General features: G+C 71.5%; 25 protein-coding genes. 17 read left to right on the forward strand and 8 right to left on the reverse strand.

The features are described 5' to 3' along the window. Positions 1–233: 233 nt before the first annotated feature. The 4 genes from FZ988_RS08310 to merA all read right to left on the reverse strand — a co-directional run bounded on the left by FZ988_RS08310 (position 234) and on the right by merA (position 4831). A complete protein-coding gene (locus tag FZ988_RS08310; RefSeq protein WP_149203528.1) occupies positions 234–1052 on the reverse strand; it encodes an AAA family ATPase in 819 nt (272 codons plus the stop codon). Then, positions 1049–2461, reverse strand: coding sequence for a Mu transposase C-terminal domain-containing protein (locus FZ988_RS08315; RefSeq protein ID WP_149203529.1), 1413 nt, complete (start codon positions 2459–2461; stop codon positions 1049–1051). The genes FZ988_RS08310 and FZ988_RS08315 overlap by 4 nt, the downstream gene beginning before the upstream one ends. Positions 2462–2468: 7 nt before the next feature. Next, entirely contained in the window at positions 2469–3068 is a 600-nt protein-coding gene (locus FZ988_RS08320) for a recombinase family protein (protein ID WP_149203530.1), read from the reverse strand. A 374-nt stretch (positions 3069–3442) separates the two neighbouring features. Beyond that, positions 3443–4831, reverse strand: coding sequence for a mercury(II) reductase (gene merA, locus FZ988_RS08325; protein WP_149203531.1), 1389 nt, complete (start codon positions 4829–4831; stop codon positions 3443–3445). Positions 4832–4929: 98 nt separating this feature from the next. Between merA and FZ988_RS08330 the strand changes: the two genes are divergently transcribed. Then, on the forward strand, positions 4930–5319 hold the full coding sequence (locus FZ988_RS08330) for a heavy metal-responsive transcriptional regulator (protein WP_019285885.1): 390 nt from the start codon (positions 4930–4932) through the stop codon (positions 5317–5319). A 116-nt stretch (positions 5320–5435) separates the two neighbouring features. On the opposite strand, the gene FZ988_RS08335 is transcribed toward FZ988_RS08330, so the two are convergent. After that, entirely contained in the window at positions 5436–6029 is a 594-nt protein-coding gene (locus FZ988_RS08335; protein ID WP_149203532.1) for a cadmium resistance transporter, read from the reverse strand. A 146-nt stretch (positions 6030–6175) separates the two neighbouring features. Between FZ988_RS08335 and FZ988_RS08340 the strand changes: the two genes are divergently transcribed. The 11 genes from FZ988_RS08340 (at position 6176) to lnt (ending at position 17024) form a co-directional block, all read left to right on the forward strand. Further along, positions 6176–6559, forward strand: a complete 384-nt coding sequence (locus tag FZ988_RS08340; protein ID WP_425457962.1) for an ArsR/SmtB family transcription factor — start codon at positions 6176–6178, stop codon at positions 6557–6559. Further along, positions 6556–8520 (forward strand): heavy metal translocating P-type ATPase, encoded by a 1965-nt coding sequence (locus FZ988_RS08345; protein ID WP_149203534.1) that lies wholly within the window; start codon positions 6556–6558, stop codon positions 8518–8520. Before FZ988_RS08340 ends, FZ988_RS08345 begins: the two co-directional genes overlap by 4 nt. 32 nt (positions 8521–8552) lie before the next feature. Then, positions 8553–9047 (forward strand): signal peptidase II, encoded by a 495-nt coding sequence (locus FZ988_RS08350; RefSeq protein ID WP_013882300.1) that lies wholly within the window; start codon positions 8553–8555, stop codon positions 9045–9047. An 87-nt stretch (positions 9048–9134) separates the two neighbouring features. Beyond that, positions 9135–9530 (forward strand): ArsR/SmtB family transcription factor, encoded by a 396-nt coding sequence (locus FZ988_RS08355; protein ID WP_149203535.1) that lies wholly within the window; start codon positions 9135–9137, stop codon positions 9528–9530. A 79-nt stretch (positions 9531–9609) separates the two neighbouring features. Then, positions 9610–10203, forward strand: a complete 594-nt coding sequence (locus FZ988_RS08360) for a TlpA family protein disulfide reductase (protein WP_246169322.1) — start codon at positions 9610–9612, stop codon at positions 10201–10203. Positions 10204–10205: 2 nt separating this feature from the next. Then, a complete protein-coding gene (locus FZ988_RS08365) occupies positions 10206–10946 on the forward strand; it encodes a cytochrome c biogenesis CcdA family protein (protein WP_246169323.1) in 741 nt (246 codons plus the stop codon). A 30-nt stretch (positions 10947–10976) separates the two neighbouring features. Then, positions 10977–11615 (forward strand): thioredoxin-like domain-containing protein, encoded by a 639-nt coding sequence (locus tag FZ988_RS08370; protein WP_013882296.1) that lies wholly within the window; start codon positions 10977–10979, stop codon positions 11613–11615. Further along, positions 11615–12304, forward strand: a complete 690-nt coding sequence (locus FZ988_RS08375) for a DUF305 domain-containing protein (RefSeq protein ID WP_149203634.1) — start codon at positions 11615–11617, stop codon at positions 12302–12304. Before FZ988_RS08370 ends, FZ988_RS08375 begins: the two co-directional genes overlap by 1 nt. 200 nt (positions 12305–12504) lie before the next feature. Beyond that, complete coding sequence (resB, locus tag FZ988_RS08380; protein WP_246169325.1) at positions 12505–14010, forward strand: cytochrome c biogenesis protein ResB; 1506 nt, start codon at positions 12505–12507, stop codon at positions 14008–14010. A 2-nt stretch (positions 14011–14012) separates the two neighbouring features. Beyond that, on the forward strand, positions 14013–14999 hold the full coding sequence (gene ccsB / locus FZ988_RS08385; protein ID WP_149203537.1) for a c-type cytochrome biogenesis protein CcsB: 987 nt from the start codon (positions 14013–14015) through the stop codon (positions 14997–14999). A gap of 174 nt (positions 15000–15173) precedes the next feature. Continuing rightward, positions 15174–17024 carry an apolipoprotein N-acyltransferase gene (gene lnt / locus FZ988_RS08390; protein WP_246169326.1) on the forward strand — a complete coding sequence of 617 codons (1851 nt, stop codon included), beginning with the start codon at positions 15174–15176 and terminating at the stop codon, positions 17022–17024. Positions 17025–17034: 10 nt separating this feature from the next. Here lnt and FZ988_RS08395 read toward each other — a convergent pair whose 3' ends face one another. Then, positions 17035–18027 carry a cytochrome c oxidase assembly protein gene (locus FZ988_RS08395; protein WP_149203538.1) on the reverse strand — a complete coding sequence of 331 codons (993 nt, stop codon included), beginning with the start codon at positions 18025–18027 and terminating at the stop codon, positions 17035–17037. Between the two features lie 129 nt (positions 18028–18156). On the opposite strand from FZ988_RS08395, the gene FZ988_RS08400 reads away from it, so the two are divergent. The 5 genes from FZ988_RS08400 to FZ988_RS08420 all read left to right on the forward strand — a co-directional run bounded on the left by FZ988_RS08400 (position 18157) and on the right by FZ988_RS08420 (position 21666). Then, positions 18157–18534, forward strand: coding sequence for an ArsR/SmtB family transcription factor (locus FZ988_RS08400; RefSeq protein ID WP_013882290.1), 378 nt, complete (start codon positions 18157–18159; stop codon positions 18532–18534). After that, on the forward strand, positions 18534–19448 hold the full coding sequence (locus tag FZ988_RS08405; RefSeq protein ID WP_013882289.1) for a cation diffusion facilitator family transporter: 915 nt from the start codon (positions 18534–18536) through the stop codon (positions 19446–19448). Before FZ988_RS08400 ends, FZ988_RS08405 begins: the two co-directional genes overlap by 1 nt. A gap of 595 nt (positions 19449–20043) precedes the next feature. Beyond that, positions 20044–20280, forward strand: coding sequence for an antitoxin VbhA family protein (locus FZ988_RS08410; protein ID WP_149203539.1), 237 nt, complete (start codon positions 20044–20046; stop codon positions 20278–20280). After that, complete coding sequence (locus FZ988_RS08415) at positions 20280–21074, forward strand: Fic/DOC family protein (protein ID WP_149203540.1); 795 nt, start codon at positions 20280–20282, stop codon at positions 21072–21074. The genes FZ988_RS08410 and FZ988_RS08415 overlap by 1 nt, the downstream gene beginning before the upstream one ends. 7 nt (positions 21075–21081) lie before the next feature. Further along, on the forward strand, positions 21082–21666 hold the full coding sequence (locus FZ988_RS08420; RefSeq protein WP_149203541.1) for a recombinase family protein: 585 nt from the start codon (positions 21082–21084) through the stop codon (positions 21664–21666). 559 nt (positions 21667–22225) lie between these two features. Here the strand turns inward: FZ988_RS08420 and FZ988_RS08425 are convergent. Then, positions 22226–22570, reverse strand: coding sequence for a hypothetical protein (locus FZ988_RS08425; RefSeq protein ID WP_149203542.1), 345 nt, complete (start codon positions 22568–22570; stop codon positions 22226–22228). Between the two features lie 898 nt (positions 22571–23468). Continuing rightward, positions 23469–23969 (reverse strand): hypothetical protein, encoded by a 501-nt coding sequence (locus FZ988_RS08430; protein WP_149203543.1) that lies wholly within the window; start codon positions 23967–23969, stop codon positions 23469–23471. Positions 23970–24075: the final 106 nt, after the last annotated feature.

Here is a 24075-nt window from a genome sequence, read left to right on the forward strand (position 1 = left end):
GCCCGCATCTGCCGCTGTCGGAGCGCCAGCGTCCGACCATGCCGCGACCAGCGCGCGAGGCCATCACGGCGCCACGCGCCCGACGGTTGTAGTCATCCACAGCGCGGGCCCAGCGACCGAAACCCGCCACCGGAACCGGGGCGAACCGAAACCACGTTCCGGGTGACCATGGGTTCCGGTCCTGTGGCTTTGGCCGGTACGCGGCGGGGTGCTGGTGCTGGTCGATGGCGGTCTTAGGTCGTCCCGATGACGAGGGTGCTGGCGGCGGCTTCGACGACGTCGTTGGTGATGGTCTGCAGCTCGTTGATCTTCAGGACGCGTTCGATCTGGGGGAAGAGTCGCTCGAGGAGGCGGAAGTTGCCTCGGGTGACGCGGGCGATCGCGGCGATGGCTTGGGCGTCGGTGAAGTCCTCAGGGTCGAGGGTCTTGCCGAGGGCGCGCCAGTGGCGTTGGAGGACGAAGAGCAGCTCGTCGTTGCCCAGGGGGCGGTACTGATGGGCGAAGCCGACACGGCTGTAGAACTGGGGGTAGTGGCTGAACTGCTTCTCCAGGCCGGGCATCCCGATCAGGATCAGGGCGATGTTGTCGTGGTCGTAGCGGTCGCGGAGCAGCTCGAGGGCGGTGGCGCTGAGGCGTTCGGACTCGTCGACGACGATGAGCTGGACGTAGTTCTTGGTGCGCCGCGAGCCCCACCTGTCGAGCGGGACGCCGCCGGCGACCTCGACGTGCTGCTCGATGCAGATGTTGGTCCGGCTCACCGCACGGTCCAGCTCGTCTCTGAGCAGGCGCGGGGTCGTCAGGACGCTTGGGGTGTAGAGGACGGTGCGGGCCTTGGCGAGTGCGGCGTAGATCTTCGCGTCCCCGTCGGAGCGCGGGCCCCAGTCGGTGAGCAGCTCGTGGGCTTGGTCCCAGTGGGCGTAGCGGCGTGCGGAGACGGTCTTGCCGACGCCGGCCGGTCCGAAGCAGAGCCCGATCGTGTGGCCGCGGCGGACGGAGTCGGCGAACTCTGTGAAGCGGCGGTGCTCTTTGGTGATGATGAAGTGCTCGCTCACGTCAGGTCCTCCTTGTAGACCTTCAGCGTCCAGGCGGGTCGAGCAGGCGTCGGCGGCACGGGCAGTTGCCGCCGCCCAGCGGCGGTGGAGGTGTGGGTGGCCGCGACGGCGATCCGCTCGTTGATCCCGCGCCGCAGGGCGCGTCGTCGGGCACTGCGGGCGGCCTGGATGTCTTTCAGGCTGACCTGCTCGCCGTGGTGCTCCTGGTCGACGGCCTTGCACACGAACTGGTCGTGGTCGAAGACCCGGATCTCGGTGATGTCGCGCGGGTCATAGCGGATGGTCACCGCCCGTCCGACGTAACCGGCGAGCGTGGGGCTGACGAATCGCAGGCCCTGGAAGTGGATGCCGTCTCGGCGCACCGTCCGCGGGCGAGGGACGGTGAGCAGCAACCCGTCCAGGGCGCCGAGGCTCTCCGGCATCCGAGGCAACCACCCGTCCGCGATCCACGCAGACCTCGGCGAGACCCCGAGCTCACTGTGGGGTCGGTTGTTGTAGAGGGTCAGGAACCCCTCGACGGTGCCATCGAGATCGGGCAGGGACAGCACAGGGGCCGGAGATCCTTGGCCGGGCGCGAGGTGGCCGGGCAGGGTCGTGAGCAACTCGGTGTTGATGGTGCCGAAGAGGCGCTCGACCTTCCCGCGGCCCTGGGGACGGGCGACGGCTGAGTGGATGAGGCGGATGTGTAGGTCGACGGCGGTGCGGGTCAGGTGGTGGCTGGTGAAGTCCGAGCCGTGGTCGACGTAGAGCACGTCAGGGATCCCGCACATCGGAAAGGCGGGGTCCGCCTTGTGCCAGATCGCTCGCCGCAAAGCCAGTGCGGTGTGCATCGCCGAGGGCGCCTCCAGCGACACGGAGTACCCGCAGACCGCCCGTGAGCAGTCGTCCATCACGACGGTCAGCCACGGCCGGGCCAGCTTGCCGTCGGTACCGGCAAGCACGATGTCCAGCAGGGTGTGGTCGGCCTGCCACATCGCGTTGGGGCTCTCGGCCGTGCGTCTCAACGCGAGCTCGTACTTGTCCCGGTAGGAGGCTGGTCCCTCGAGGGCGAGGGTGACCATGCCGGGGTCCAGTGCGGTGATGATCGACCGGACGACGCCGTAGGACGGGACCGGCCACCCGGTGCCGGCGCAGACCTTCACCACCGTCCGGTGGATCGCGGCGATCGGTGGGCGGGGCCGGGTCAGCCCGAGTCCTTCGATCAGCGCGATGAGGTCCGCCGGCAGGCGATGCCCGCCCGCGTCCGCTCGCGGCAGTCGGCCCAGGGCTTGCAGGCCGCCGGCGCGGTAGCGGGCATGCCAGCGTTCCAGCGTGCGCACGCCCAGGCCGTGGTGACGGGCCAGCGCGGCGAGCGGGACCTGGTCCTCGACATGCGACCGCAGGATCTGCCACCGCCCGTCCGCGTCCACGGCCGGCCTACACGGCGCTCGTGGCTCGTCGTGACGGCACCACACCGGCGGGTGGGCGGTTCAAGGCCCGGTAGATCGTGGTGCGGGAGACGCCGAGCACCTGACCGATCTGGGCGACGGTCATGTCCTTCTGCTCATACATCCGCCGGGCAGCCCGGACCTGGTCCGCGGACAACGCCGACGGCCGCCCACCGGTGCGGCCCCGAGCACGAGCGGCCGCCAGGCCGGCGTTGGTCCGCTCTCGGATCAGGTCACGCTCAAACTCGGCCAGGGCCGCGAAGACGTGGAACACCAGCCGTCCGCCCGGGGAGGTGGTGTCGATCGTCTCCTGCAAGGACCGGAACCCCACGCCACGGTCGGCCAGGACCTGCAGCTGGTCGATCAGGTGGCGTATCGACCGGCCGAGCCGGTCCAGCCGCCACACCACCAGGGTGTCCCCGGGGCGCAGCTGGTCCAGCAGCTTGTCCAGCTCGGGCCGGTGCTGCAGCGACCCGGAGCCGGTGTCCACGAACACCCGGTAGCAGCCAGCCTTGGTCAGCGCGTCGACCTGCAACGACGCGTCCTGATCGGTCGTCGACACGCGCGCGTAACCCAGGAGGTGTCCCACCCGTCGACCGTAGCGAAACCCGTCCGACACGGGAAGTATCGCGCCGTAGATTCCGGCACACAGTTCCGCTACATCAGGCGCTTCGTCGCCGACTCACCCTGGAGGAGGATCTGGCGGGTGTAGCGGAAACGTTCGTTTCCGGCGATGGCGTGAGACGGTCGGCGGCAGCGCCTGGTTCGGCTCAGCGCGGAACGGCGGGCGGCCCAGAGCGCCCAGCCGCCGCCAGGTGTAGAACCGGGCGTGTGGCTGAGCTCGGCGGCATGGGGCCGAAGCTGGCCACAGCATCCGGGTCGCGAGCGACAGTGCCGGGTTTGGTGCGGTCAGCACATAGCGCGGCCGGAATGACAGCGGGGGCGTCGAGGGCGCTGGACCGGTCAGGCGCAGCAGGACGTCGGCAAATGGTTGCGGAACAGCCCTGCGGCGATCCGCAGGCTCTCGGCCATGGTCAGGTAGGGCGCCCAGGTGTCTGCGAGGTCGTCGACCGTCATGCCGGTTCTGATGGCGTAGGTCGCGGCGAGCATGATCTCGCCGGCACCGTCGGCGAGGGCGTGCACCCCCAGGACCTTGCCTGTTGTGGCGTCGGCGACGATCTTCACGGCCCCTCGGGTGTCGCGGTTGACCAGGGCGCGCGGGACCTCTGAGAGGTTCAGTACTCGGGACCTGCAGTCGTGGCCGCGCTCGAGGGTCTCCTTCTCGCTCAGCCCGGCCGAGGCGAGCTGGGGGTTGGTGAAGACCACGGTGGGCAGGCCGGTGTAGTCGACCCGCGCCCCAGGACCGTCCGGGCCGGTCAGTGCGTTGGTGGCGGCGGCGCGGCCTGCGGCGGCGGCGACGTAGACGTACTGCGGGGCACCGGACACGTCGCCTGCGGCGTAGACGCGCGGGTTGGTCGTGCGCTGGAACTCATCCGTGACGACGAAACCCCGCTCGTCGACGTCGACGCCGGCTGCGGCGAGCCCCAGCCCGTCGGTGCGGGCCGTGCGACCGGTGGCGATCAGCAGCCGTTCTGCGCGGACGGCAGCACCCGAGGCGGCCCGTACGACGACCTCGCCTCCGTCGACCGAGACGGCGACGGCGTGCTCCTCGAGGACACCGATGCCGTCCTCGGCAAAGACCGCACGCAGGCGTTCGGCCAGCTCCGGCTCGGCCCGGGGGGCCACGCGCCCGACCAGGGACACCCTCGCACCGAGACGGGCCAAGAGCTGCGCCTGCTCGAGCCCGACGTAGCCGCCACCGATCACCACCAGGGACCTCGGCACCTGCTCGAGTTCCATGGCCGTCGTCGACGTCAACCAGTCCACGCTGTCCAGACCCGCCAGCTCGGGCACCGCCGGCGCGGCCCCGGTGGCCACCACGTACGCCTGGGCGCGCAGCGGCTCGCCGTCGACCGCGAGCGTGTCGCGATCGAGGAACCTGGCGTGCCCAGGCACGACCTCGAACGCATAGGCGGCGGCGACGTGGGCGTACTTCGTACTGCGCATGCGCTCGACGAGCTCGTCCTTCTGGTGAACCAGCGCTCGTAGGTCTACGCCACCTGCGGACGTGGGAGCGCCGTCGAAGGGATTGGTCAGGGCGGAGTGTCGGGCGCCGGCGGCCGCCAGGAGCGTCTTGGACGGCACGCAGCCGATGTTCACGCAGGTCCCACCGAGAACGCCGCGCTCGATCAGGACCACGGTGTGCCCAGCCTGCCGAGCGGTGATCGCAGCCGCCATCGCCGCACCACCGGAGCCGACCACCGCCAGGTCCACGTCATAGCCCGCGCTCATGCCAGATCCCTTCGTCGTCGGTCCTGCTCCAGGCGCCAGCCTGGACCTTCTAGCGCACTGGAAGGTCAAGGCCGGTAGGCTCGGCAGCTGGAGGCGATGTGCGTATCGGAGAGCTGGCCCAGGCGAGCGGCACCACGACCAAGACGCTGCGCTACTACGAACAGGCAGGGCTCCTCCCGGCGCCCGAGCGCACCACCACCGGCTACCGCGACTACGAGCCCGCGACCCTCCAGCGACTGAACTTCATCCGCCGTGGTCAGGCCGCCGGCCTGACCCTGGCGCAGATCCGAGAGGTGCTGCACGTACGAGACGCCGGTGCGGCGCCCTGCCACCACGTCCGCCAGCTGCTCGACAGCCGCGTCCACCAGCTCGACCGCCAGATCGCGGACCTTCAGGCGCTGCGCGAGAACGTCACCGAGCTGCGAGACGCCGCCGCCGCACCTGACCCCGGGGCCTGCGACCCGACCGACGTCTGTCGGTACCTCTGAGCCGCGACCGCCATCTGCGCGCATCGGCAGCAGGCCAGGGGGCGGCCGAGAACCGTGACCGGCAATCGCCCGCCGACGATGACCTTCTCCGCCGCCACCGGGAACGGCCAACGGCTCTACAGCCCGAAGGCGCCGCCCTCGAGGAGGATGACGATGCCCAGTCCGATCAGGACGAGGGGGAACAGGACGTGTTCCCAGCGTTCGAGGACTTCGGCGATGGGTCGTCGGGTGGCGACGTACCTGGCGGCCAGGACGAGCACGGCGACCAGGGCGAGGAACACGACGGCGTACGCGGCGGTCGCGGCGGGGCCGACGGTGAGGAAGACCGGGACGTAGACGCCGATGTTGTCGCCGCCGTTGGCGAAGGTGACCGCTGCGACGGTCCAGACGGCGACGGCCTTGCCCGGGTCGTCATCGTCGGCGTCGCGGCCACGCCAGGCCCGCCAGGCGGCGTAGAGGCCCAGGAGCAGGGGGATGAGTCCGAAGTAGGCGATGGCGTCTTCGGGCAGGAAGGCGTTGGCGCCGAGTGCGACCAGGACGGAGGCGATGAGGATGGCGCCGAAGCCGAGGTACTGCCCGGCGACGATCTTGGCGGTGGTGCCTGGGGCGCCGGCGCCGCGGGCGAAGAACAGTGAGAGCACGATGATGTCGTCGATGTTGGTCACGAGGAACAGACCGACGGCCTGCAGGGCGGCTACGGCCAAGTCCATCGAGGGGCCTTTCGGTTGGTTGCGGTGCGAGGCCCGCGCGCTACTCGCGGCTGTGGCCGGGGCGGCCGATAGATCGGACACAGCAGCCCGCAGAGCCCGACCGGGTCGAACCCACACCCGATAGGCGCTAGCATCGACCCATGCCGATGATTATCGCAAGTTCTGATGTGAGTGGCCGGGCCGAGCTCGCGCCCGCGGGGGCGTTGTTCCGAGGCCTGGGCGACCCGACGCGCCTGGCGCTGGTGCGCCGCCTGGCGAGGGGCGAGGCGCGGGTCGTGGACCTGTGCACCGAGCTGGGCCTGAGCCAGTCCACCGTGTCCTCACACCTGGCCTGCCTGCGGGACTGCGGGTTGGTCGACTACCGCGCGCAGGGACGCGCGTCGGTCTACCACCTGACCCGCCCTGAACTGCTGGACCTGCTGGCTGTGGCCGAGGGCCTGCTGGCCGCGACCGGCAACGCTGTGGCCTTGTGCCCCACCTACGCAAACCCCACCACCTCTGACCCGATCACCAAGGAGAGCGCACGATGAGCGACGCCTGCGGCTGCAGCGACGACGAGACCACCCCCGGCGGCGAGGAAACCGAGGAGCACGAGGCCGAGCGGCTGTGGGAGGTCAGCGAGCTCCGCTTCGCCGCCGTCGCCGGCGTGCTGCTCCTGGCGGGCCTGGTCGCAGGGTCCAGGGATCAGTCCGCCGTTGCGACGGTGCTGAACTGGGTGGCGCTGCTGGTCGGTGCGTGGACGTTCGTCCCCAGCACGATCCGGCGACTGGTCAAGGGCAAGATCGGCGTCGGGACCCTGATGACGATCGCCGCGATCGGCGCGGTGCTGCTCGGTGAGGTCGCCGAGGCGGCCGCACTGGCGTTCTTGTTCTCCATCAGCGAGGGCCTGGAGGAGTACTCCCTGGCCCGCACCCGCCGCGGCCTGCGGGCGCTGCTGAACCTCGTGCCCGCTACCGCGACGGTGCTGCGCGACGGCGCAGAGACCACGGTAGCTCCCGGTGAGCTGGGCATCGGGGACCTGATGGTGGTCAGGCCCGGGGAGCGGGTCGCCACCGACGGGATCATCCGCACCGGTCGCACCGCCCTGGACGTCTCAGCCATCACCGGTGAGTCGGTGCCCGTGGAGGCCGGACCCGGACAAGACGTCTACGCGGGGTCGATCAACGGATCCGGCGTCCTCGAGGTGGAGGTGACCACCACCGCGCAGGACAACTCCCTGGCGCGGATCGTGCGGATCGTCGAGGCCGAGCAGTCCCGCAAGGGCGAAGCCCAACGCCTGGCGGACCGCATCGCCAAGCCGCTAGTGCCCGGTGTGATGATCGCCGCCGCGCTCATCGCCGTCGTCGGCAGCCTGCTGGGCGACCCGGGCACGTGGATCGAGCGGGCCCTGGTCGTGCTCGTCGCAGCGTCACCGTGCGCCCTGGCGATCTCCGTGCCGGTCTCCGTGGTCGCCGCCGTCGGGGCCGCCTCCAAGCAGGGTGTGCTCATCAAGGGCGGCGCGGCCGTGGAGGCCCTCGGTGCCATCCGCGGGGTCGCCCTGGACAAGACCGGGACGCTGACCCGCAACGCCCCTACCGTCGTGGCCGTCGTCGCCGCGCCCGGCCGCACCCAGGAGCGCGTCCTGCAGGTCGCGGCCGCCCTCGAAGCACGCAGCGAGCACCCCCTGGCACGGGCCATCCTGGCCGCCGTAACCCCGGCCACCCCCGCCACCGACGTCGAGGCAGTCCCCGGTGCGGGCCTGACCGGGACGTTCGAGGGTCGGCCTGCCCGGCTCGGGCGACCCGGATGGGTCCACGCCGGATCACTGGCCGCTGAGGTGGAGCGGATGCAGCAGGCGGGGGCGACCGCCGTCCTGATCGAGGAGAACGGCTCGCTGCTCGGTGCGGTCGCCGTGCGCGACGAGCTGCGGCCCGAGGCCGCGCAGGTCGTGGCCCAGCTGCGCCGCGATGGCTACCACGTCGCCATGCTCACCGGCGACAACACGCTGACCGCGACCGCCCTGGCCCGCGAGGTCGGCATCGACGAGGTCCACGCGGACCTGCGCCCGGAGGACAAGGCCGCACTGGTCGCCCAGCTGCGCACCCAGCGCCGCACCGCGATGGTCGGTGACGGCGTCAACGACGCCCCCGCGCTGGCGACCGCCGACCTCGGCATCGCGATGGGAGCGATGGGCACCGACGTGGCGATCGAGACCGCCGACGTCGCGCTCATGGGTGAGGACCTGCGTCACCTGCCCCAGGCGTTCGCCCACGCCCGCAGGGCCAGGCGCATCATGCTGCAGAACGTCGGGCTGTCCCTGGCGATCATCATCGTGCTCATGCCCCTGGCCCTGACCGGTGTCCTGGGCCTGGCCGCCGTGGTCCTCGTGCACGAGGTGGCCGAGGTCGTAGTGATCGCTAACGGCGTCCGCGCCGGCCGCACTCGCCCACTGCCGCAGGCCATCACGGGGACTGCTGCGGCCGTCGAGCGTCCGGCGCTGGCTACGCGGTGACCGCTGGCACCGCAAGGGAGGAGAAACGGGGCTTGGCCAGCCCGACGCGGCGGCGCCTGGCGGCAGGGCTGGGCGCTGCTGCGTTGGCCGCTGTCGACCTGGGCGTCAAGGCCTGGGCAGTGGGTTCGCTGCAGGAGCGGGTCATCCCTTTGGGTCCGGTCGAGCTGAGGTTGGCCTACAACGCGGGGGTGGCATTCTCCGTCGGGGCTGGCGTCCCGACCTGGCTCGTGCTCACTATCACCGCGCTCGTCACCGCTGCGGTCGGTGTGGTCGCCTGGCGGACCGGCGCCGCTCTTTCGCGCGGGCGGTTGCCTGCCCTCGCCCTGGTCCTGGGTGGGGCGATCGCGAACGTCGTGGACCGGGCTGGGGACGGGGTGGTCACCGACTACCTGCACAGCGGGTGGTTCCCGACCTTCAACATCGCCGACACCGCGATCGTCACCGGCGTCGCTTTGCTGGTGCTGGTCACCCTGCGCCACCCGACACCCGCAACACCGAGCGGGGACGGCACGAGCGGGATCGGGTGAGTGGCACTCGCGCGGGCCTCGCGTCGGTAGTGGCCACCAGCACGATCGGCGGCCGGTGCTCACATCAACGCTCGCTACCATGACCGCATGACGGCCGAGGCGTGCGACCTGCTGTGCCTGGACGTGGCGCGCGCCGAGTCGGTCCGCGCAGCCCTGCCGAAGGCGCACCGCTCCCAGGCGATGGCGGTTACTGCCAAGGCACTGGCGGACCCGGTGCGCCTTCGCACGGCAACGGCCCTGGCCCTCGGGGCCGAGCTGTGCGTCTGCGATCTGGCGTGGGTCGTCGGCGCCGCGCCGAATCTGGTTTCGCACCACCTGCGCGTTCTGCGCCGCGCCGGCCTGGTGACCTCCCGCCGGCACGGCAAGCTGGTCATGTGCCGGCTGACCTCCCAGGGCGCGGCGCTACTGGACGCCCTGGGCGTCGCCGCACCGGGTGAGAGTCTGTGGGCGGAGCCGTCCGAGCTGATCACCGCTCGTGGATGAGCCGACCGCGGCCGGCGGACCTCCGGTCCAGGGATCGCCCGCACGGGCACGGCCGCGCTGGCCACTGACCGGCCCGCGGGTGATCCTCCTGGTCCTGGTCCTGGTCCTCGTCACTGGAGGCGTGGTGGCGGTCCAGCTCACCGGCTTCCTGTCGGCGGGCCAAGGCGCGGCGCTCGGGGGGTCCTCAGTGACTGCGGGCAGCAGGACGGTGACGGAGTACGCACCTGAGGACCGGGCTGGACCGGTGGCACTGTCGGGAACCGGGCTGACTGGTGAGGCGATCGACATCGCCGCATGGCGCGGCGACGTCGTGGTGATCAACGTGTGGGGTTCGTGGTGTGCGCCGTGCCGGGAGGAGGCGCCGATCCTTGCCGCCACTTCGGCTGCGTACGCGGACCAGGGGGTGCGGTTCGTCGGGGTCAACGTGCGCGACAATCCGGCCGCGGCGATCGCGTTCGAGGAGAGCTACGGGATCACCTACCCGAGCATCGACGACAGGAATGGCAAGGCCCTGCTGAGCCTGGCCGATCACCTCCCCGGAGCCGGGGTCCCGGTGACCCTGCTCCTGGACCGGGACGGGAGGCCGGCGGCGCGCGTCCTCGGCGCGGTGCAGGAGTCGACCCTGACCGCGCTGCTGGACACGGTCCTGGCCGAGCCCGCCACGTCGTCGTGAGCGTGCTCCAAGACCTGGTCGCGACCGGCCCGATGCTGGCGGCCATGGCCGTCGCGGCCCTGGCGGGGCTGGTCTCCTTCGTGTCCCCGTGCGTGCTGCCCGTGGTGCCCGGGTACGTGTCCTACGTCGCTGGCGGCCCCTTGCTCGATGAGGGCGTCGCGACGCGGCGACGTCCGGTGGTGAAGGGTACTGCCTTGTTCATCCTGGGGTTCGCCTCGGTCTTCGTCGCCTACGGCGCCCTCTTCGGCGGTCTTGGTGCGACGCTGCAGTCCTCGCAAGCGGTGCTCACCCGTGTCCTGGGCGTCGTGGTCGTGGTGATGGGTCTGGTCTTCGCCGGCTGGCTGCCCCGGTCCCAGCGCCAGATGCTGCCGCGGCTGCGTCCTAAGTCGGGCCTGGTCGGCGCCCCGCTGATGGGGGTCACCTTCGGGCTGGGTTGGACACCGTGTCTGGGTCCGACTCTCGCCACGGTGCAGACCTTGGCGTTCACCGAGGCCAGCGCCGGGCGCGGGGCGACGCTGGCCGCGGTCTACGCCGCCGGGCTCGGTCTTCCGTTCATCGCGGTCGGTCTGGGCATGCGGCGGGCACTGACGGCGACCCAGTGGGCACGTGGGCACACCGTGGGGATCAAACGCGCTGGTGCGGTCATGCTCATCACCACCGGTCTGCTGCTGGCCACCGGGGTGTGGGACCACCTGATGCGGGGCCTGCAGTCCACGATCTCGGGCTACACCACCGTCCTGTGAACGACGTCGACGAGCGAAAGGCCTCCACTGATGGCAACCCGTAAGCACGAAGCGGCCGAGCGCGCTGCCCGGCTGGCCGAGATCCGCGAGCAGCAGCGGCGCGCCGAGCGCCGCCGCACGGCGGTCATCACCGGCACGAGCGTGCTCGTGGCCGGGGTCCTCATCGGAGCGACGGCCGTCGTGCTCGTCGGCGAGCAGCAGCGCGCCGCCGAAGTCACTGAGGCAGCGTCGGGGGACATCGAAGGCGTTGCGACCTTCAGCGACCTGTCGGCCAGCCATGTCCAGGAGCCGGTGCGGTACGACCAGACGCCGCCCGTCGGTGGCGACCACGCGGGTGTGTGGGCCAACTGCGGGACGTACACCGAGCCGATCGCCAACGAGCTCGGGGTCCACTCCCTGGAGCACGGTGCCGTGTGGATCACCTACAGCTCGGACCTGCCGGCCGAGCAGGTGCAGCGGCTCGCCGAGCTGGCCGACGGCAACGCGTACGTGCTGCTCAGCCCCTTCGATGGCCTGCCCGAGCAGCCGGTGGTGGCCAGCGCCTGGGGGACCCAGCTGGCGCTGGGAACGGCGGATGACCCGCGCCTGGAGCAGTTCCTGGTCAAGTACCAGCAGGGTGAGCAGACACCGGAGCCGGGTGCGCCGTGCACGGGTGGGGTGGACGCGTGATGAGCGAGAGCGCTGGCGCGCCGCGCAGGGTCCCGACCGTTGCGGTGGTGATCTTGGTGGCCGCCGTTGTGGGGGTCGCCGGCCTGGTCGCCGGTTCGGCCCTCACCAGCGGAGGCGACCGGGTCTCGCGGCCGGCCGAGGGGTCAGCCGAGGCTGGGTTCGCCCGCGACATGCAGGCGCACCACGCCCAGGCGGTGGAGATGTCCACGACGGTGCGTGACGCCACGGAGGATCCCGAGGTCCGGTCGCTGGCGCTGGACATCATGCTGACCCAGCAGCAGCAGGCTGGGCAGATGTATGGCTGGCTGGAGCAGTGGGACCTTCCGCAGGCCAGCCTGGCCGCTCCGATGCAGTGGATGAGCGAGACCGGCTCCGGCATGGGGTCCATGGACAACCGTGCTGACGCGACCGCGGCGCCGGGACCCGACGCGGTGATGCCCGGGATGGCGAGCGATGAGGACCTGGGCAGGCTCGCCCAGGCAGGAGGGCTCGACGCTGAGGTTCTGTACCTGCGGCTCATGGTGGCGCACCATGAAGGCGGCGTGGCCATGGCTCAGGCGGCCCTCGACCTGGTCCAGTACCAGGACGTGCGTCGTCTGGCCCAGGCGATCGTTGGCTCCCAGACCGCCGAGCTCGCGGTACTCAACGACATGCTCGACGCGCGGGAAGCCGGGTCTGCGGGCCGGTGACCGAACCAATCGGCGCCTTGCCCGGTAACGCCGTCGCCGGGGCAGCGGCATCCCGGCCAGCCGGGGACACGCTCGAGGACACTGCGCTCAGCCACCGTCTCGAGGAGGCGGCTCGCCCTGGGGTGATGGCGGTGCCACCGCGCCCGACGGGGCAGGGGCTGGTGGCATGGGCCAGGTGGGCGTGGCGGACGCTGACGTCCATGCGGACCGCGGTGCTGCTCTTGCTGGCGCTGGCCCTGGCCGCCGTGCCCGGGTCGTTGCTTCCCCAGCGCGGGGTCGCGTTCGACCCCGGCGCCGTGACCCGCTTCCTGGCTGACAACCCGGTGGTAGGCCCGTGGTTGGACCGCCTCGGGTTCTTTGAGGTGTACTCCTCGCCCTGGTTCGCCGCGATCTACCTGCTGCTCATGGTCTCCATGACTGGATGCGTCCTGCCACGCGCGGCGCGCCTGTGGCAGTCGGCGCGCGCCGAACCCCCACGGGCACCGACCAACCTCGCGCGCCTGGACGACCACCGTCGTGCGACCGTGGCCGCGGAGCGGGCGCAGATCCTGCAGGCAGCCGCCTCCCATCTGCGGGCCCGGAGGTTCCGCGTCGTCGTCGAGGACGATTCCGTGCGGGCGGAGAAGGGGTACCTGCGCGAGGCCGGCAACCTGGTGTTCCACCTGTCACTCCTGGTCCTGCTCTTCGGCGTCGCGATCGGGTCGCTCTTCGGCTTCGAGGGGCGGGTGATCGTCGTGGAGGGTGCTTCCTTCACGAACACGCGGCTGCAGTACGACGAGTTCACCCCGGGGCCTTTGACTGACGCCGAGGGCCTGAGCCCGTTCTCGGTCACGCTGGACGACTTCACTGCCAGGTTCGAGACGGCCGGCCCCCAACGCGGCAGCGCCCGGGACTTCCAGGCCGACCTGACTGTGCTGCGCACCCCCGGCGGCGCCGCGGAGAAGGTCACCGTCGAGGTGAACCACCCGCTGCAGGTGGAGGGCACCAAGATGTTCCTCACCGGCCACGGCTACGCCCCGGTGGTCAGCGTCACCGATGGCCGCGGTCAGACGGTGTTCTCCGGGCCGGTGGTGTTCGTGCCCTTCGACGGCAACCTGTCCTCCGAGGGCGTGATCAAGGTCCCGGACGGGCAGCCGACGCAGCTGGGGTTCGAAGGGTTCTTCCTGCCCACCGCCTCCGTCGACCCCGCGGCCGGCCCTCGATCGCTCTACCCGGACCTGGTCGATCCCCAGCTGCTGCTGACCGCATACACCGGTGACCTCGGCCTGGGCGACGGCGCACCGCAGTCGGTCTTCCGCCTGGACAAGACCAATCTGAGCCAGGTCATGGACGGGGACGAGCCGTTCGCGCGCGCTCTGCGACCCGGTGAGTCGATGACGTTGCCCGACGGGCAGGGCACCTTGACGTTCGAGTCGGTCTCGCGGTTCGCAAACTTCCAGATCGCCCACGACCCCGGCAAGGAGCTCTCCTTGGTCGCCGCGGTCGCCCTCCTGCTGGGCCTGACGGTCTCACTGGCCGTCCGCCGACGCCGGGTCTGGGTCCGTGTCACCGCAGCGGCTGGCGGCGGCGGCGCGACTGTCGAGGCAGCCAGCTACGCACTGACCCGACGTGAGCCGGTCCCCGGCGAGCTCTCGTCGCTGCTCGCCGCCCTGCCGGGCGCCGAACCGGGCGGCAGCGGCACTTCCCCGCACGACCGAGAGGACTGAACATGCCCACCCCCAACCTCCTGGCCGAGCTGAGCGACCGGCTCATCTACAGCGCCATCGCGGTCTATGCGTTGGCGATGCTCGCCTACGCCTACCAGGCGGCCCGCCGGTCGCACCCGGTGCCTGAGGACGCGCCTCGCCTCGAGGCGGTCGCCGCCGGCGCCCATGCCGCCGTTCGCGACCCGCAGCCGCCGACCGCTGGGGCCCGGCCCGCGATCCGCGATGCAGCCGCGCGTCGCACGGAGCGGATCGCGGCCGCCTTGACCACGCTCGCGTTCGCGCTGCACCTGGCCGGAGTCGTCTCCCGGGGCCTCGCGGCGGGCCGGGTGCCGTGGGGCAACATGTATGAGTTCACGACCGCCGCCACACTGGCCGCCACGTCCGCCTACCTGGTGTTCCTGCGCCGCCGCCAGCCGGTGCGTGACCTGGGTGTGTGGGTCCTCGCTCTGGTCACCTTGTGCCTGGGCCTGGCCGTGACGGTGCTCTACACCCCCGCCGGGGACCTGGTCCCGGCGCTGAACTCGTACTGGTTGGTCATCCACGTCGCGGCGGCGATCATCGCCGGTGGCGTCTTCACCGTCGGCGCCGCCGCAACCGGCCTGTACCTACTGCGCCGACGCGCCGACGCGCGCGATGCCGGCGGGCAGGCGACCCGCGGCTACGCCGGCCGGCTGCCGGCTGGCGCCACCCTGGAGCGCGTCGCCCACACCGCCCACCTGTTCGCCTTCCCGGTGTGGACGTTCGCCGTGCTGGCCGGTGCGATCTGGGCCGAGGACTCCTGGGGCCGGTACTGGGGCTGGGACCCCAAGGAGACCTGGGCCTTCATCACCTGGGTGCTGTACGCCGCCTACCTGCACGCCCAGTCCACCGCCGGGTGGCGCGGCAGGAAGGCCGGGTGGCTCGCCTTGGCCGGATACGCCGCGTTCTGGTTCAACTTCGTCGGCGTCAACCTGTTCATCACGGGCCTGCACTCCTATGCCGGCGTCTGAGGACCGGCCGACGCCGATGTGCGCCCAGCAGGTGCGTGACGACCCACCGGGAGGCGCTGAGTGAGCACGGCTCCGGACCGCCCTTCCTTGTCGGCCGCGCGGCCCGGTCCAGCTCGTACGGCCGGCGGGGATCCTCGCGTCGACGTCGGGTCGCCCCGGCAGGAGGTCGAGCGCGTGAATGCGCGACACCGCAACGGTGGCACCTCATTACCTGGCCTCATGGCGCCGGGGCTGGCGCTGGTCGGAGCAGGCGTGGGTGGCTGGGCGACGAGTCTCGCGTTTCCTGACCGGGGATGGTGGCCGCTGGCCTACGCCGGCATGGCGTGCCTGCTGCTCGCGATGCGCGGCGCGTCACCGGTCCGCGCCGCAGGCATCGGCCTGGTCTGGGGCCTGGCCTTCTTCTTGCCGCTGGTCCACTGGGCACTGCAGGCCACCGGATCGGCGCTCCCGTGGGTCGCGCTCAGCGTGTTCCAAGCGCTGTACGTCGCCGGCTTCGGCGCGCTGTGGGCGTACGCGCGCAGGGCCGTCTGGCTCACCGGTCGCCCGCTGGCCCAGGCGGTCACCGCAGCCGTGCTGTGGGTCGCCATCGAGCAGGTCCGCGGCTCCTGGCCCTTCGGGGGCTTCCCGTGGGGCTTCCTGGCGTTCTCCCAGACCGAGGCGCCCCTGCTGCGACTCGCGCCCTACGGAGGGGAGGTCCTGGTCTCCGCGTTCGTCGCCGCGACGGGGGCGCTGATCGCGCTGTCGCTGCAGTACCTGCGCCGCACCGCGGTTATCCCCGCGACGCGGGCGCTGCTCGCCGCGGGGCTCCTGGCCGGGGCCCCGGGCCTGCTTCCCCTGACCGCGGGCCCGGAGAACGGCTCACTGCTGGTCGGCGCCGTCCAGGGCAACGTCCCGCAGCAGGGCGCCGACTGGGCCGAGCAGGCCCGCGACGTCACGGCCAACCACGCCGAAGGCACCGAGCGGCTCGCGGCGACCGCCGGAAGGCGCCAGCTGGACCTGGTGGTGTGGCCGGAGAGTGCCGCCGACATCGACCCCCGCACCGACCTGGCGCAGGCTTCGGCCGTGGACCGCGCCGCCGCAGCGGTTGGCGCCCCCCTGCTGCTGGGGACCCAGCGGTTCCCCGACGGGCAAGACATCCGCTACAACGAGATCATCACCTGGACCGCCGGTGCGGGGAGTGGCGACGCCTACGCCAAGCAGCACCCGGTCCCCTTCGGGGAGTACGTCCCCTTCCGCGCATTCTTCCGCCAGCTCACTCCACTCGTCGACCGGGTCGCCACAGACATGGCAGCCGGCGGCGACCCCGCCGTCATGGACGTGCGGATCGACGCGCTCGGACGAGACGTGCGCCTCGCCACCGGGATCTGCTTCGAGGTCGCCTACGCAGACCTCATCCGCGAAGGGGTCCTCGACGGGGCAGAGCTGATCGTCATCCCGACCAACAACGCCTCCTTCGGGCGCACCCCGGAGTCGACCCAGCAGCTGGCGATGTCCCGCTTCCGCGCGGTCGAGCACGGCAGGTCGACCGTCCAGGTCTCCACCGTCGGCGTCAGCGCGATGATCATGCCGGACGGGACGGTCGTGGCGCGGACCGGGCTGTTCACCGATGAGGAGCTCATCGCCTCGCTCCCGCTGCGCACCACGCTCACCCCGGCGGCGCGACTGGGCACCACGCCGCAGACCGCCGTCTACCTCCTGGCGGCGGCCGCTGTCGTCAGCGGTGCGCTGGCAAGCAGCCGACGACCCGGCCGCGCCCGCAGCCGCCGCCCCTTCCCGCGGCGGCTCCCCGCGGCCGACGACCACGCCCCGACGCTGCGGGTGCGGGCCCAGCGGGGGCGCGCCCTGCGGGTGCCGGGCCGGGTGTGGGTCACCCGCGTGTGGCCCTCGTGGCTGGAGTGGCGCCTGATCGTCGGGTTCCTCGCGCTGATGGCCGTCGCGGCCTACGTCGGAGTCCGGCTCGGGCAGGACATCGTCGAGAAGACCACCACCGCGGTGTCGACAACGTCCGATGCCACGGTCCCGTGAATCTCGACCATCACAGTTGTGCAGGTGGCGCCCCCGAGGGCCCCGAGCCGTTCAAACGCGCGAGGTAGGCGTTGTACTCCTCGAGCTCGGCGTCGGCGCCGCCGTCACGGTCGATCTGCCGGTCCCGCGCCCGGGACCGCTCGGTGTCGTTGCGCTGCCACCTGCTGGCGATCAGCAGGAGCATCAGCAGTCCCGGCGCCTCCCCGTAGGACCAGGCCAGCCCACCGGCCAGCTGCTGGTCGCGCAGGGGATCGATCCCCCAGCCGGCCGGCGGCGCAGCGAACAAGGGGACCATCGGCGCGGTGGCCATCATCACGATCACCCCGAAGAACGCGTGCAGGGGCATCTCCAGCACCAGGTCCAGTGCCCGGCCATGATGGGTCTGCCGGATCGGCAACGGGTCGGTGGACAGCACCGGCACGGTGAACAGCAGACCGGCCACCAGGAACCCCACCTCCAGGGCGAGGTGCCCGGTCCAGGTGCGCAGCAGCGGGTCGGCGAGCTCGGCCAGGTACAGCCCGTAGAACGCCAGCAGGAACAACGGCACCATCACCGCCGGGTGCAGCACCACCCGACTGACCCGGCTGCGCAGGGCCCGCCGCGCCGTGACCAGCACCACCGTGCCCACCCCCCGGTGCGGGGTCGCGCGCAGCAGCAACGTGCCGGGCCGCCCCAGCACCAGCAGCGGTGGGACGAGCATCATCAACGTCAGCTGCTGGAACATGAACGCCGAGAACAGCCGCAACCCGTACCCCTCGATGCCCGCACCGGTCACCAGCGCCAGCACCACACAGCCCACCGTGAACGAGATGGTCGCACCGATCGACCAGCGCCGACCCCGCAGCCACAGCCGGCACGCGCCCGCCAGGTACAGCACCAGCAGCACCACCGCCAGCACCGGAAGGACCGGCACGGGCTGCAGCGTCGGGGCCAGCATCGTCTCCAGGGACGCCGGTGCGGTCGGCAGCCACACCGGCCCCGTAACGCCCGGGTCGTCCTGCATACGTTCCTCCCCGCCTGCACACCCTGACAGCGACATGGGTCTGAACACCGATCGACCGGTTGCGCCCCCACGGCGATCGCAGCGCTAGGGTGACGTTATCTGAAGATCCGCGTAGATGAGGAGATGACCATGGGTCGGGTCCTGCCGTTGGACGGCTGCGTCGGTGATGATCCCCTGTCGCAGCGCGTGGCGCTGGTCCGCGCCAGCGTCCCGGACGACGCCGAGGCAGGGACGCTGGCCGAGCTGTTCCGGTTGCTCGGTGACGTACGGCGCACCAAGATCCTCTACGCGCTGCTGGAGGCCGGTGAGCTGTGCGTGTGCGACATCTCCGCAGCGGTGCAGGTCCCAGAGGCGTCGGTGTCCCAGACGATGCGTCTACTGCGGGCCTCGGGGGTGGTGGGCAACCGGCGAGAGGGCCGCCGGGTGTACTACCGGTTGGCCGATACCCACGTGCGGATGCTGCTGGACGTGTGCCGCGAGCACACCGGACACGAAGGGATCCGCTGATGGGCGCCGGGCACGCTCACGCCCCCGTCGCTGAGCACGCCGGCGGGCGCTACCGCCGCCGCCTCGCCGCAGCGTTCTTCCTGACCGCGACGTTCTTCGCCGTCGAGCTGGCAGCGGGGCTGATCTCCGGCTCGCTCGCGCTGATCTCCGACGCCGGGCACATGGCCGCCGACGTCGTGGCCCTGGGGGCGTCCCTGCTCGCCACCCGGATCGCCACCCGCCCCGACCCCACCGGAAGAAGAACCTACGGCTCGTACCGCGCGGAAGTCTTCGCTTCCGGCCTGACCGTGCTGATCATGCTCGGCGTCGGGGTGTACGTGGTGGTCGAGGCGATCAGCCGGATCGGCGAGGACCCGTCCCTACCCTCGGGCGTGATGCTCGCGGTCGGTTTCGTGGGCCTGGTGATCAACCTTGTCTCCATGCTGCTGCTGCGCAGCGGGTCCAAGGACAGCCTCAACGTCCGGGGCGCCTACTTCGAAGTGGTGGCCGACGCTGCCGGCTCCGTCGGTGTCATGGTCGCCGGTGTTCTGATCATCGCCACCGGGCGACCGGTCTGGGACCTCGTCGTCGCCCTGGCGATCGCCATCTTCGTCATCGTGCGTGCCGTCACCCTGGGGCGGCAGGTCGTCGCGGTACTCGGCCAGCACGCACCCGCCGGCATCGACCCGGAGGCCGTCAGCCGAGAGCTGAGCGCCGTGCCCGGCGTGAGCGCCATCCACGACCTGCACCTGTGGGTGCTGACCTCCGGGATGAACGTCGCCACCGCTCACCTCGTCGCGAGCAGCGGATCGGATCACGCCGCGGTCCTGGCCGCCGCGCGGGACATCCTGCGGGATCGCTTCGGCATCGCCCACGCCACGCTCCAGGTGGAGACGGCCCAGCAGCAGCACGAGTGCTCAGACCTGACCTGGTAGCCGCTCAGTCCCTCGACACCTCCGCCGAGCGCTTGGGGGGCCCCTGGTTGCTGGGTGCGCCCAGGGGCGGTGGCATCGGCGCGCCGGGCCAGGCGTGCGAGCATCGCGTTGTAGGCGGCCAGGTCGGTGTCGCCCCTTCGTCGGCACGCTCGGGCGACGGCTCAGATGTGCTCGCGCTTTCAGGCGCCGCCTCAACGGTGAAGCGGAAGGTCCCGTCGACAGGGTGGCCGTCACCGGACACGGAGCGCAAGCGACCTGGAAGTCCCCGGCCGGGAGGCCATCGCCAAGGCGCTGGGTAACAGTGGCGCCGGACACCGTCGTGGCTCCGTCGCCCCACTCCTGCCCGTCAGGTCCGTTCACCGCGACGACGGCACCCACGGCCAGCTGGTCAGCGGATCGAACGCCCGGCCAGCCCACCGCCACTTAGTCCCGGCAGGAGCCCGCCAACTTCCGCCGGGAGTCACACCGTCACGAACTAACGGCCGCCGATACACCTAAACTCGCCACCGAAACCCAGGTGCACCGAAACCCGCTGTAGACCGTTTTTGGGTGGTCCGGTAGACTGGTTCTTCTGTCAGGAGAGGGGAGCCGCGCCGTGGCCACCAGGTTCGACGTCGAGGAGCGCTGGCCCGAGCTGTTCGCACAGCTCGACGACACCCAGCGCCGCGCGGTCGTGCAGTCTCTGGCCAGCGCGTGGCACGAGGGCTGGGAGCCCAACCGTGAGGATGTGGAGAACCTGACCGACGAGGCCCGCGGTGCGATCGATGCTGCGGAGTACCGTCGCCGCGCGCACGCCGCTGCTCGTCGACGGACGGCTGCCGTCGCACGCTGATGGCGTTCGACACCTGGGAGTCGTACTTCTACCCACCGCCCGACGAGGGCACGCTGCGCAATCTCTTCGACGAGCGTGACGCGCGCACGCTCTCGCTGTTGGAGTACGTCGAGACGATGCGCCGGCAGCGTGAGTTGCTGTCCGGTGACGTGGCGTTCACCCGGACGTACGACGCTGCGCATGTGCGTGCGATCCACCGGCACCTGTTCCAGGACGTCTTCGAGTGGGCCGGGGAGTTCCGCGGTGTGAACATCTCCAAGGGGGTCGGGCGTGGGTTCGGTGACGTGAAGGCTGGAGAAGTCGACCGGTTGCTCGAGGACGTTCGGGCGCGCGTGGCGGGCACTGACTGGTCCGTGTTGGACCGCGAGGCGTTCGGGGAGAAGGCCGCGGTCGTTTTCGCCTACCTGAACCAGGCGCATCCGTTCCGGGAGGGCAACGGTCGGGCCGGCAAGGTCTTCATGGAGCACGTCGCGGAGCTCTCGCGCTTCACGCTCGACTACGGCCAGGTCAGCCCCGAGGTGTGGAACCAGGCATCCCAGCTCAGCCGGCCCAACATGTTCGACTACGACCCCGACCCGGCCTCGCTGGTGCCGGTGTTCAGGGCGATTGCGCAGCCACGCACGAACGACCCTGCCGGGCTGTCGTCGACGAGCCCGGGTCGGTCGGTGCTGCGCGCGTCCTACCCGCAGGCGGCGAGCGAGGCGACCAGCCAGCCGTCGCAGACGGGGCCGCAGAGGCGCCGCAGCGGCCCGTACATGCCGGGGCGTGGCAGCGGGCAGGGGATGGGGGAGTGAGGTCGTGGTGAGCAACGTCGTTGGCTATGCGCGGGTGTCGCGCAACGATCAGAACCCGGCTGCGCAGGAGTCCGAGCTGCGCGCCGCCGGTGCGGTCAAGGTGTTCGTTGATCAGGGTGAGTCCAGTCGTGTGAAGGACCGCCCGCAGTGGCTCGCGTGCCTGGACTACCTGCGGGCTGGGGACACCCTTGTCGTGCGCCGGCTCGACCGGATCGCGGGCAGCGAGAAGATGGCGATCGAGACGATCAGCGAGTTGCACGAGCGCGGGGTGAACATCAAGTCCCTGACTGAGCCGGACATCGACACCACGACTCCGATGGGTCGGGCGCTGTTCGGCATCGTCGCGGTGTTCGCGCAGCTGCGTGTCGACACCATCCGTGACAACACCCGGCGCGGCCTGGCGCACGCCCGGGCGCAGGGCCGCGTCGGTGGCCGGCCGTCGGTGATGACCCCGGAGCGGACCGCGGCTGCGTTGCGGATGCACGAGCGGGGCCAAAGCATCGCGCACATCGCGCGCGTGCTTGGCGTCGGTGCGTCCAGCGTCTCGCGCGCCCTCGCCAAGGCAGGCGAGCAGACCACCGCGTCGTTGTAGGTCGTCTTGAGGGTGACGCGGCCCGTGGTCCGGGGCAGACTGCAAAGGGACCTGAGCGATGGAGCCGAAGGGGTGGGCGGAGATGATGATCGGCCGCGGACATAGGCGCAGACCGCTAGAACCCGTTGACCGCTGGTTGAACGAGGCGGGCCACGACACCCACGACCGGATCAGCGCGGTCTATGAACAGCTCCGGGGCGAGGACGCCGCGACGGTGCTCGCCGGACTCGAGCAGGCTGGGGTCGAGGGTCCGCCTGAGGCAGTGCAGGGATTGGTGCGCCGGATCAGCGAGATGCCCACATGGGCGGGGGCGCCCGAGGGCGCCGAGTGGCGCGATGCGAAGGGCCGCAGGCACCGGATCGCAGTCACCACAAGGTTTCAGGTGCGAGGGGATTTCCGCAGGCCTGAGTAGTGCCTCGCCCGGTACGAGGCGCGCAGGTGTTGCGTGAGGAGACTCGTCAGCGCAGGTCCGTGCTCGCACTTCCGGGCGACGTCGGGCGTTGAGCAGGGGGCGCTGAAGCGGCACCGTCGGCGGCTGCGTGAGTCTGTGCACCCGCCCTCACCGCCGAGCCGGCGCCAGGGCAGCGTCAACGGTCATGAGACCCTCGGGGACCCCTCGCGCCAGCGACTCGAGGGACTCGCTGACGAACCTCACCTCCATGTGCACCACGACGAGTCCGGCGCGGGTGATGCCCCGTTCGACACCTGCGAGCACCTGCTCCGTCTCCGCGGCGGTGATGACGTCGTCGACCGCGCGGTAGGCGTCGGGCCCCCACGGGCTCACCACCACGTGCAGAGCGGCCCCGTACACGGGTGCGAGCGCCGCCTCTACGGCGTGCCCGTCGTGCGCCGCGACCAGCACCTGCCGCCCAGCAGGGCCCTGCAGGGCAACGCGCCAGATCATGGCGCCGCTCGCCCATAGGGGTGCTTCCGCGGTGAGCGCGCGATCAGGGGTGCTGCCATCGACTGGCGCCGATCCGAACCCGCCCCCGCCGACTGCGGCGTAGGTGTGTGGCTCGAGCTTGGCCGGTTTCGCGCCCATGACGCGTTCCACCCGGAGTTCGCCTTCGCGCCACACGCCAACAGCGGTGGCGTACTTTCCCTCAAAGCGACGCAGATCGACGGCGCCGGCGCCCTGGATAGGCACTAGCGCGGCGGTGGCCGGGTAGGGGACGCCTGTGGGGACGCCAAGCGCAGCCACGTCGCGCCCTATCGCGTAGCCGCCGGACTCGGTGCGGACGACCGTACCTGTCGACTCGGCACGGTCGCCCGCCGCACGACGAGGTCTGCGAGGGCCACTGGATCAGCGTGGCATCGCGGCGCCCGTCACGCCGCTGCGGCCGCCGGCCTGCTCGTGGTCGGCTCCACCGTCCAAGGCCATCACGCCAGGTCACTGCCCCGCCACTGCTTCCCCGGTGCGGCGCGGGAGGCTGAGCTCACCCGAGCCGTCGTCCTCGCCTACGACCTCGGGCTGGCGGCGGCGGCGGGTGCGGCGGCAGCGGCGACGATCAGCGCGGCGGCGCCGGCGGAGAAGAGACGGGTGCGCATGGTTCCTCCTGGATCAGCCCCGAAGGGCTCGGAAGTGCTTGACACCTGTACTACTTCCGGAGGGTGGCGCGTGGATGCAGCGAGTTTCGAGGAACTTCTGACGCGCCTCGCCGGGCGGCGCGCCCGCTCGCTGCGGGGCCTGTGCCGCCCTCCCCGACCGGGCCCCGCACGACGAGTCGCGTGGGGGAGCGTGTGCCGGGGAGGACGTCAGGCGGCGTGCGCGCCGGGAAGGGCGGCCGCTATGCGGACCGGGGTCAGCGGCGGCCCCGCCGCAGCGTGACGTCGCCCACGGCAACTGCGACGTCGACCATCCCGTCCTGCACGGCGAGGTCCGTGACCGTCAGCCCCGCGGACCGCGCGTCGACGGCTGCCTGCACCGCGACGTCGACCAGCGCGTCGCCTGGCGTCCGGCGAACCGTCACGAGCCCGGCGGGCAGGCCGCGCCGACGCAGCGCCGACTCGAGCGGGTCGGCGATGTGCCCGAGCAGCTTGTGTGCAGGCAGGGCGCGCGCGTGCGCGGTGACCCGGAACGTCGCGACGCCCGCCGCGAACTCGACCATCTCGGCCGTGACGGACACGGTGCCCGCCGCGGCGGCGGCGAGGCGCAGCGGCGCCGGCGGGTCCGGGATCTGCCGCAGGTCGACCTCGACCTGGATGACCGACCCCTCCGCGCTGATCGACCGCACGAGCGACGGCAGCGGCCGGGCGGCGCGCGCGAGGGTGAGGGCTTCGGTCAGCGTCATGGTGAGGCGCACAGGTACTCCTTGGGGTCGACGGGGTGCCCGGACACGCTACGGCTCCGCGAGACGCCGCGCGGGCGATCCGAGGCGATTCGTGCGGAGTTGCGCGCGGTGCGTCGTG

The organism is Actinotalea subterranea (assembly GCF_008364845.1).
Lineage (GTDB): Bacteria > Actinomycetota > Actinomycetes > Actinomycetales > Cellulomonadaceae > Actinotalea > Actinotalea subterranea.

Bases quoted from the DNA above. Each gene is read 5' to 3' on its own strand.
- FZ988_RS08370 (WP_013882296.1), top strand. From the start codon at position 10,977: ATGGCAACCCGTAAGCACGAAGCGGCCGAGCGCGCTGCCCGGCTGGCC.
- FZ988_RS08335 (WP_149203532.1), bottom strand. From the start codon at position 6,029: ATGGACTTGGCCGTAGCCGCCCTGCAGGCCGTCGGTCTGTTCCTCGTG.
- resB (WP_246169325.1), top strand. From the start codon at position 12,505: ATGCGGACCGCGGTGCTGCTCTTGCTGGCGCTGGCCCTGGCCGCCGTG.
- FZ988_RS08345 (WP_149203534.1), top strand. From the start codon at position 6,556: ATGAGCGACGCCTGCGGCTGCAGCGACGACGAGACCACCCCCGGCGGC.
- FZ988_RS08395 (WP_149203538.1), bottom strand. From the start codon at position 18,027: ATGCAGGACGACCCGGGCGTTACGGGGCCGGTGTGGCTGCCGACCGCA.
- ccsB (WP_149203537.1), top strand. From the start codon at position 14,013: ATGCCCACCCCCAACCTCCTGGCCGAGCTGAGCGACCGGCTCATCTAC.
- FZ988_RS08405 (WP_013882289.1), top strand. From the start codon at position 18,534: ATGGGCGCCGGGCACGCTCACGCCCCCGTCGCTGAGCACGCCGGCGGG.
- merA (WP_149203531.1), bottom strand. From the start codon at position 4,831: ATGAGCGCGGGCTATGACGTGGACCTGGCGGTGGTCGGCTCCGGTGGT.
- FZ988_RS08415 (WP_149203540.1), top strand. From the start codon at position 20,280: ATGGCGTTCGACACCTGGGAGTCGTACTTCTACCCACCGCCCGACGAG.
- FZ988_RS08400 (WP_013882290.1), top strand. From the start codon at position 18,157: ATGGGTCGGGTCCTGCCGTTGGACGGCTGCGTCGGTGATGATCCCCTG.
- FZ988_RS08355 (WP_149203535.1), top strand. From the start codon at position 9,135: ATGACGGCCGAGGCGTGCGACCTGCTGTGCCTGGACGTGGCGCGCGCC.
- FZ988_RS08425 (WP_149203542.1), bottom strand. From the start codon at position 22,570: ATGATCTGGCGCGTTGCCCTGCAGGGCCCTGCTGGGCGGCAGGTGCTG.
- FZ988_RS08340 (WP_425457962.1), top strand. From the start codon at position 6,176: ATGATTATCGCAAGTTCTGATGTGAGTGGCCGGGCCGAGCTCGCGCCC.
- FZ988_RS08375 (WP_149203634.1), top strand. From the start codon at position 11,615: ATGAGCGAGAGCGCTGGCGCGCCGCGCAGGGTCCCGACCGTTGCGGTG.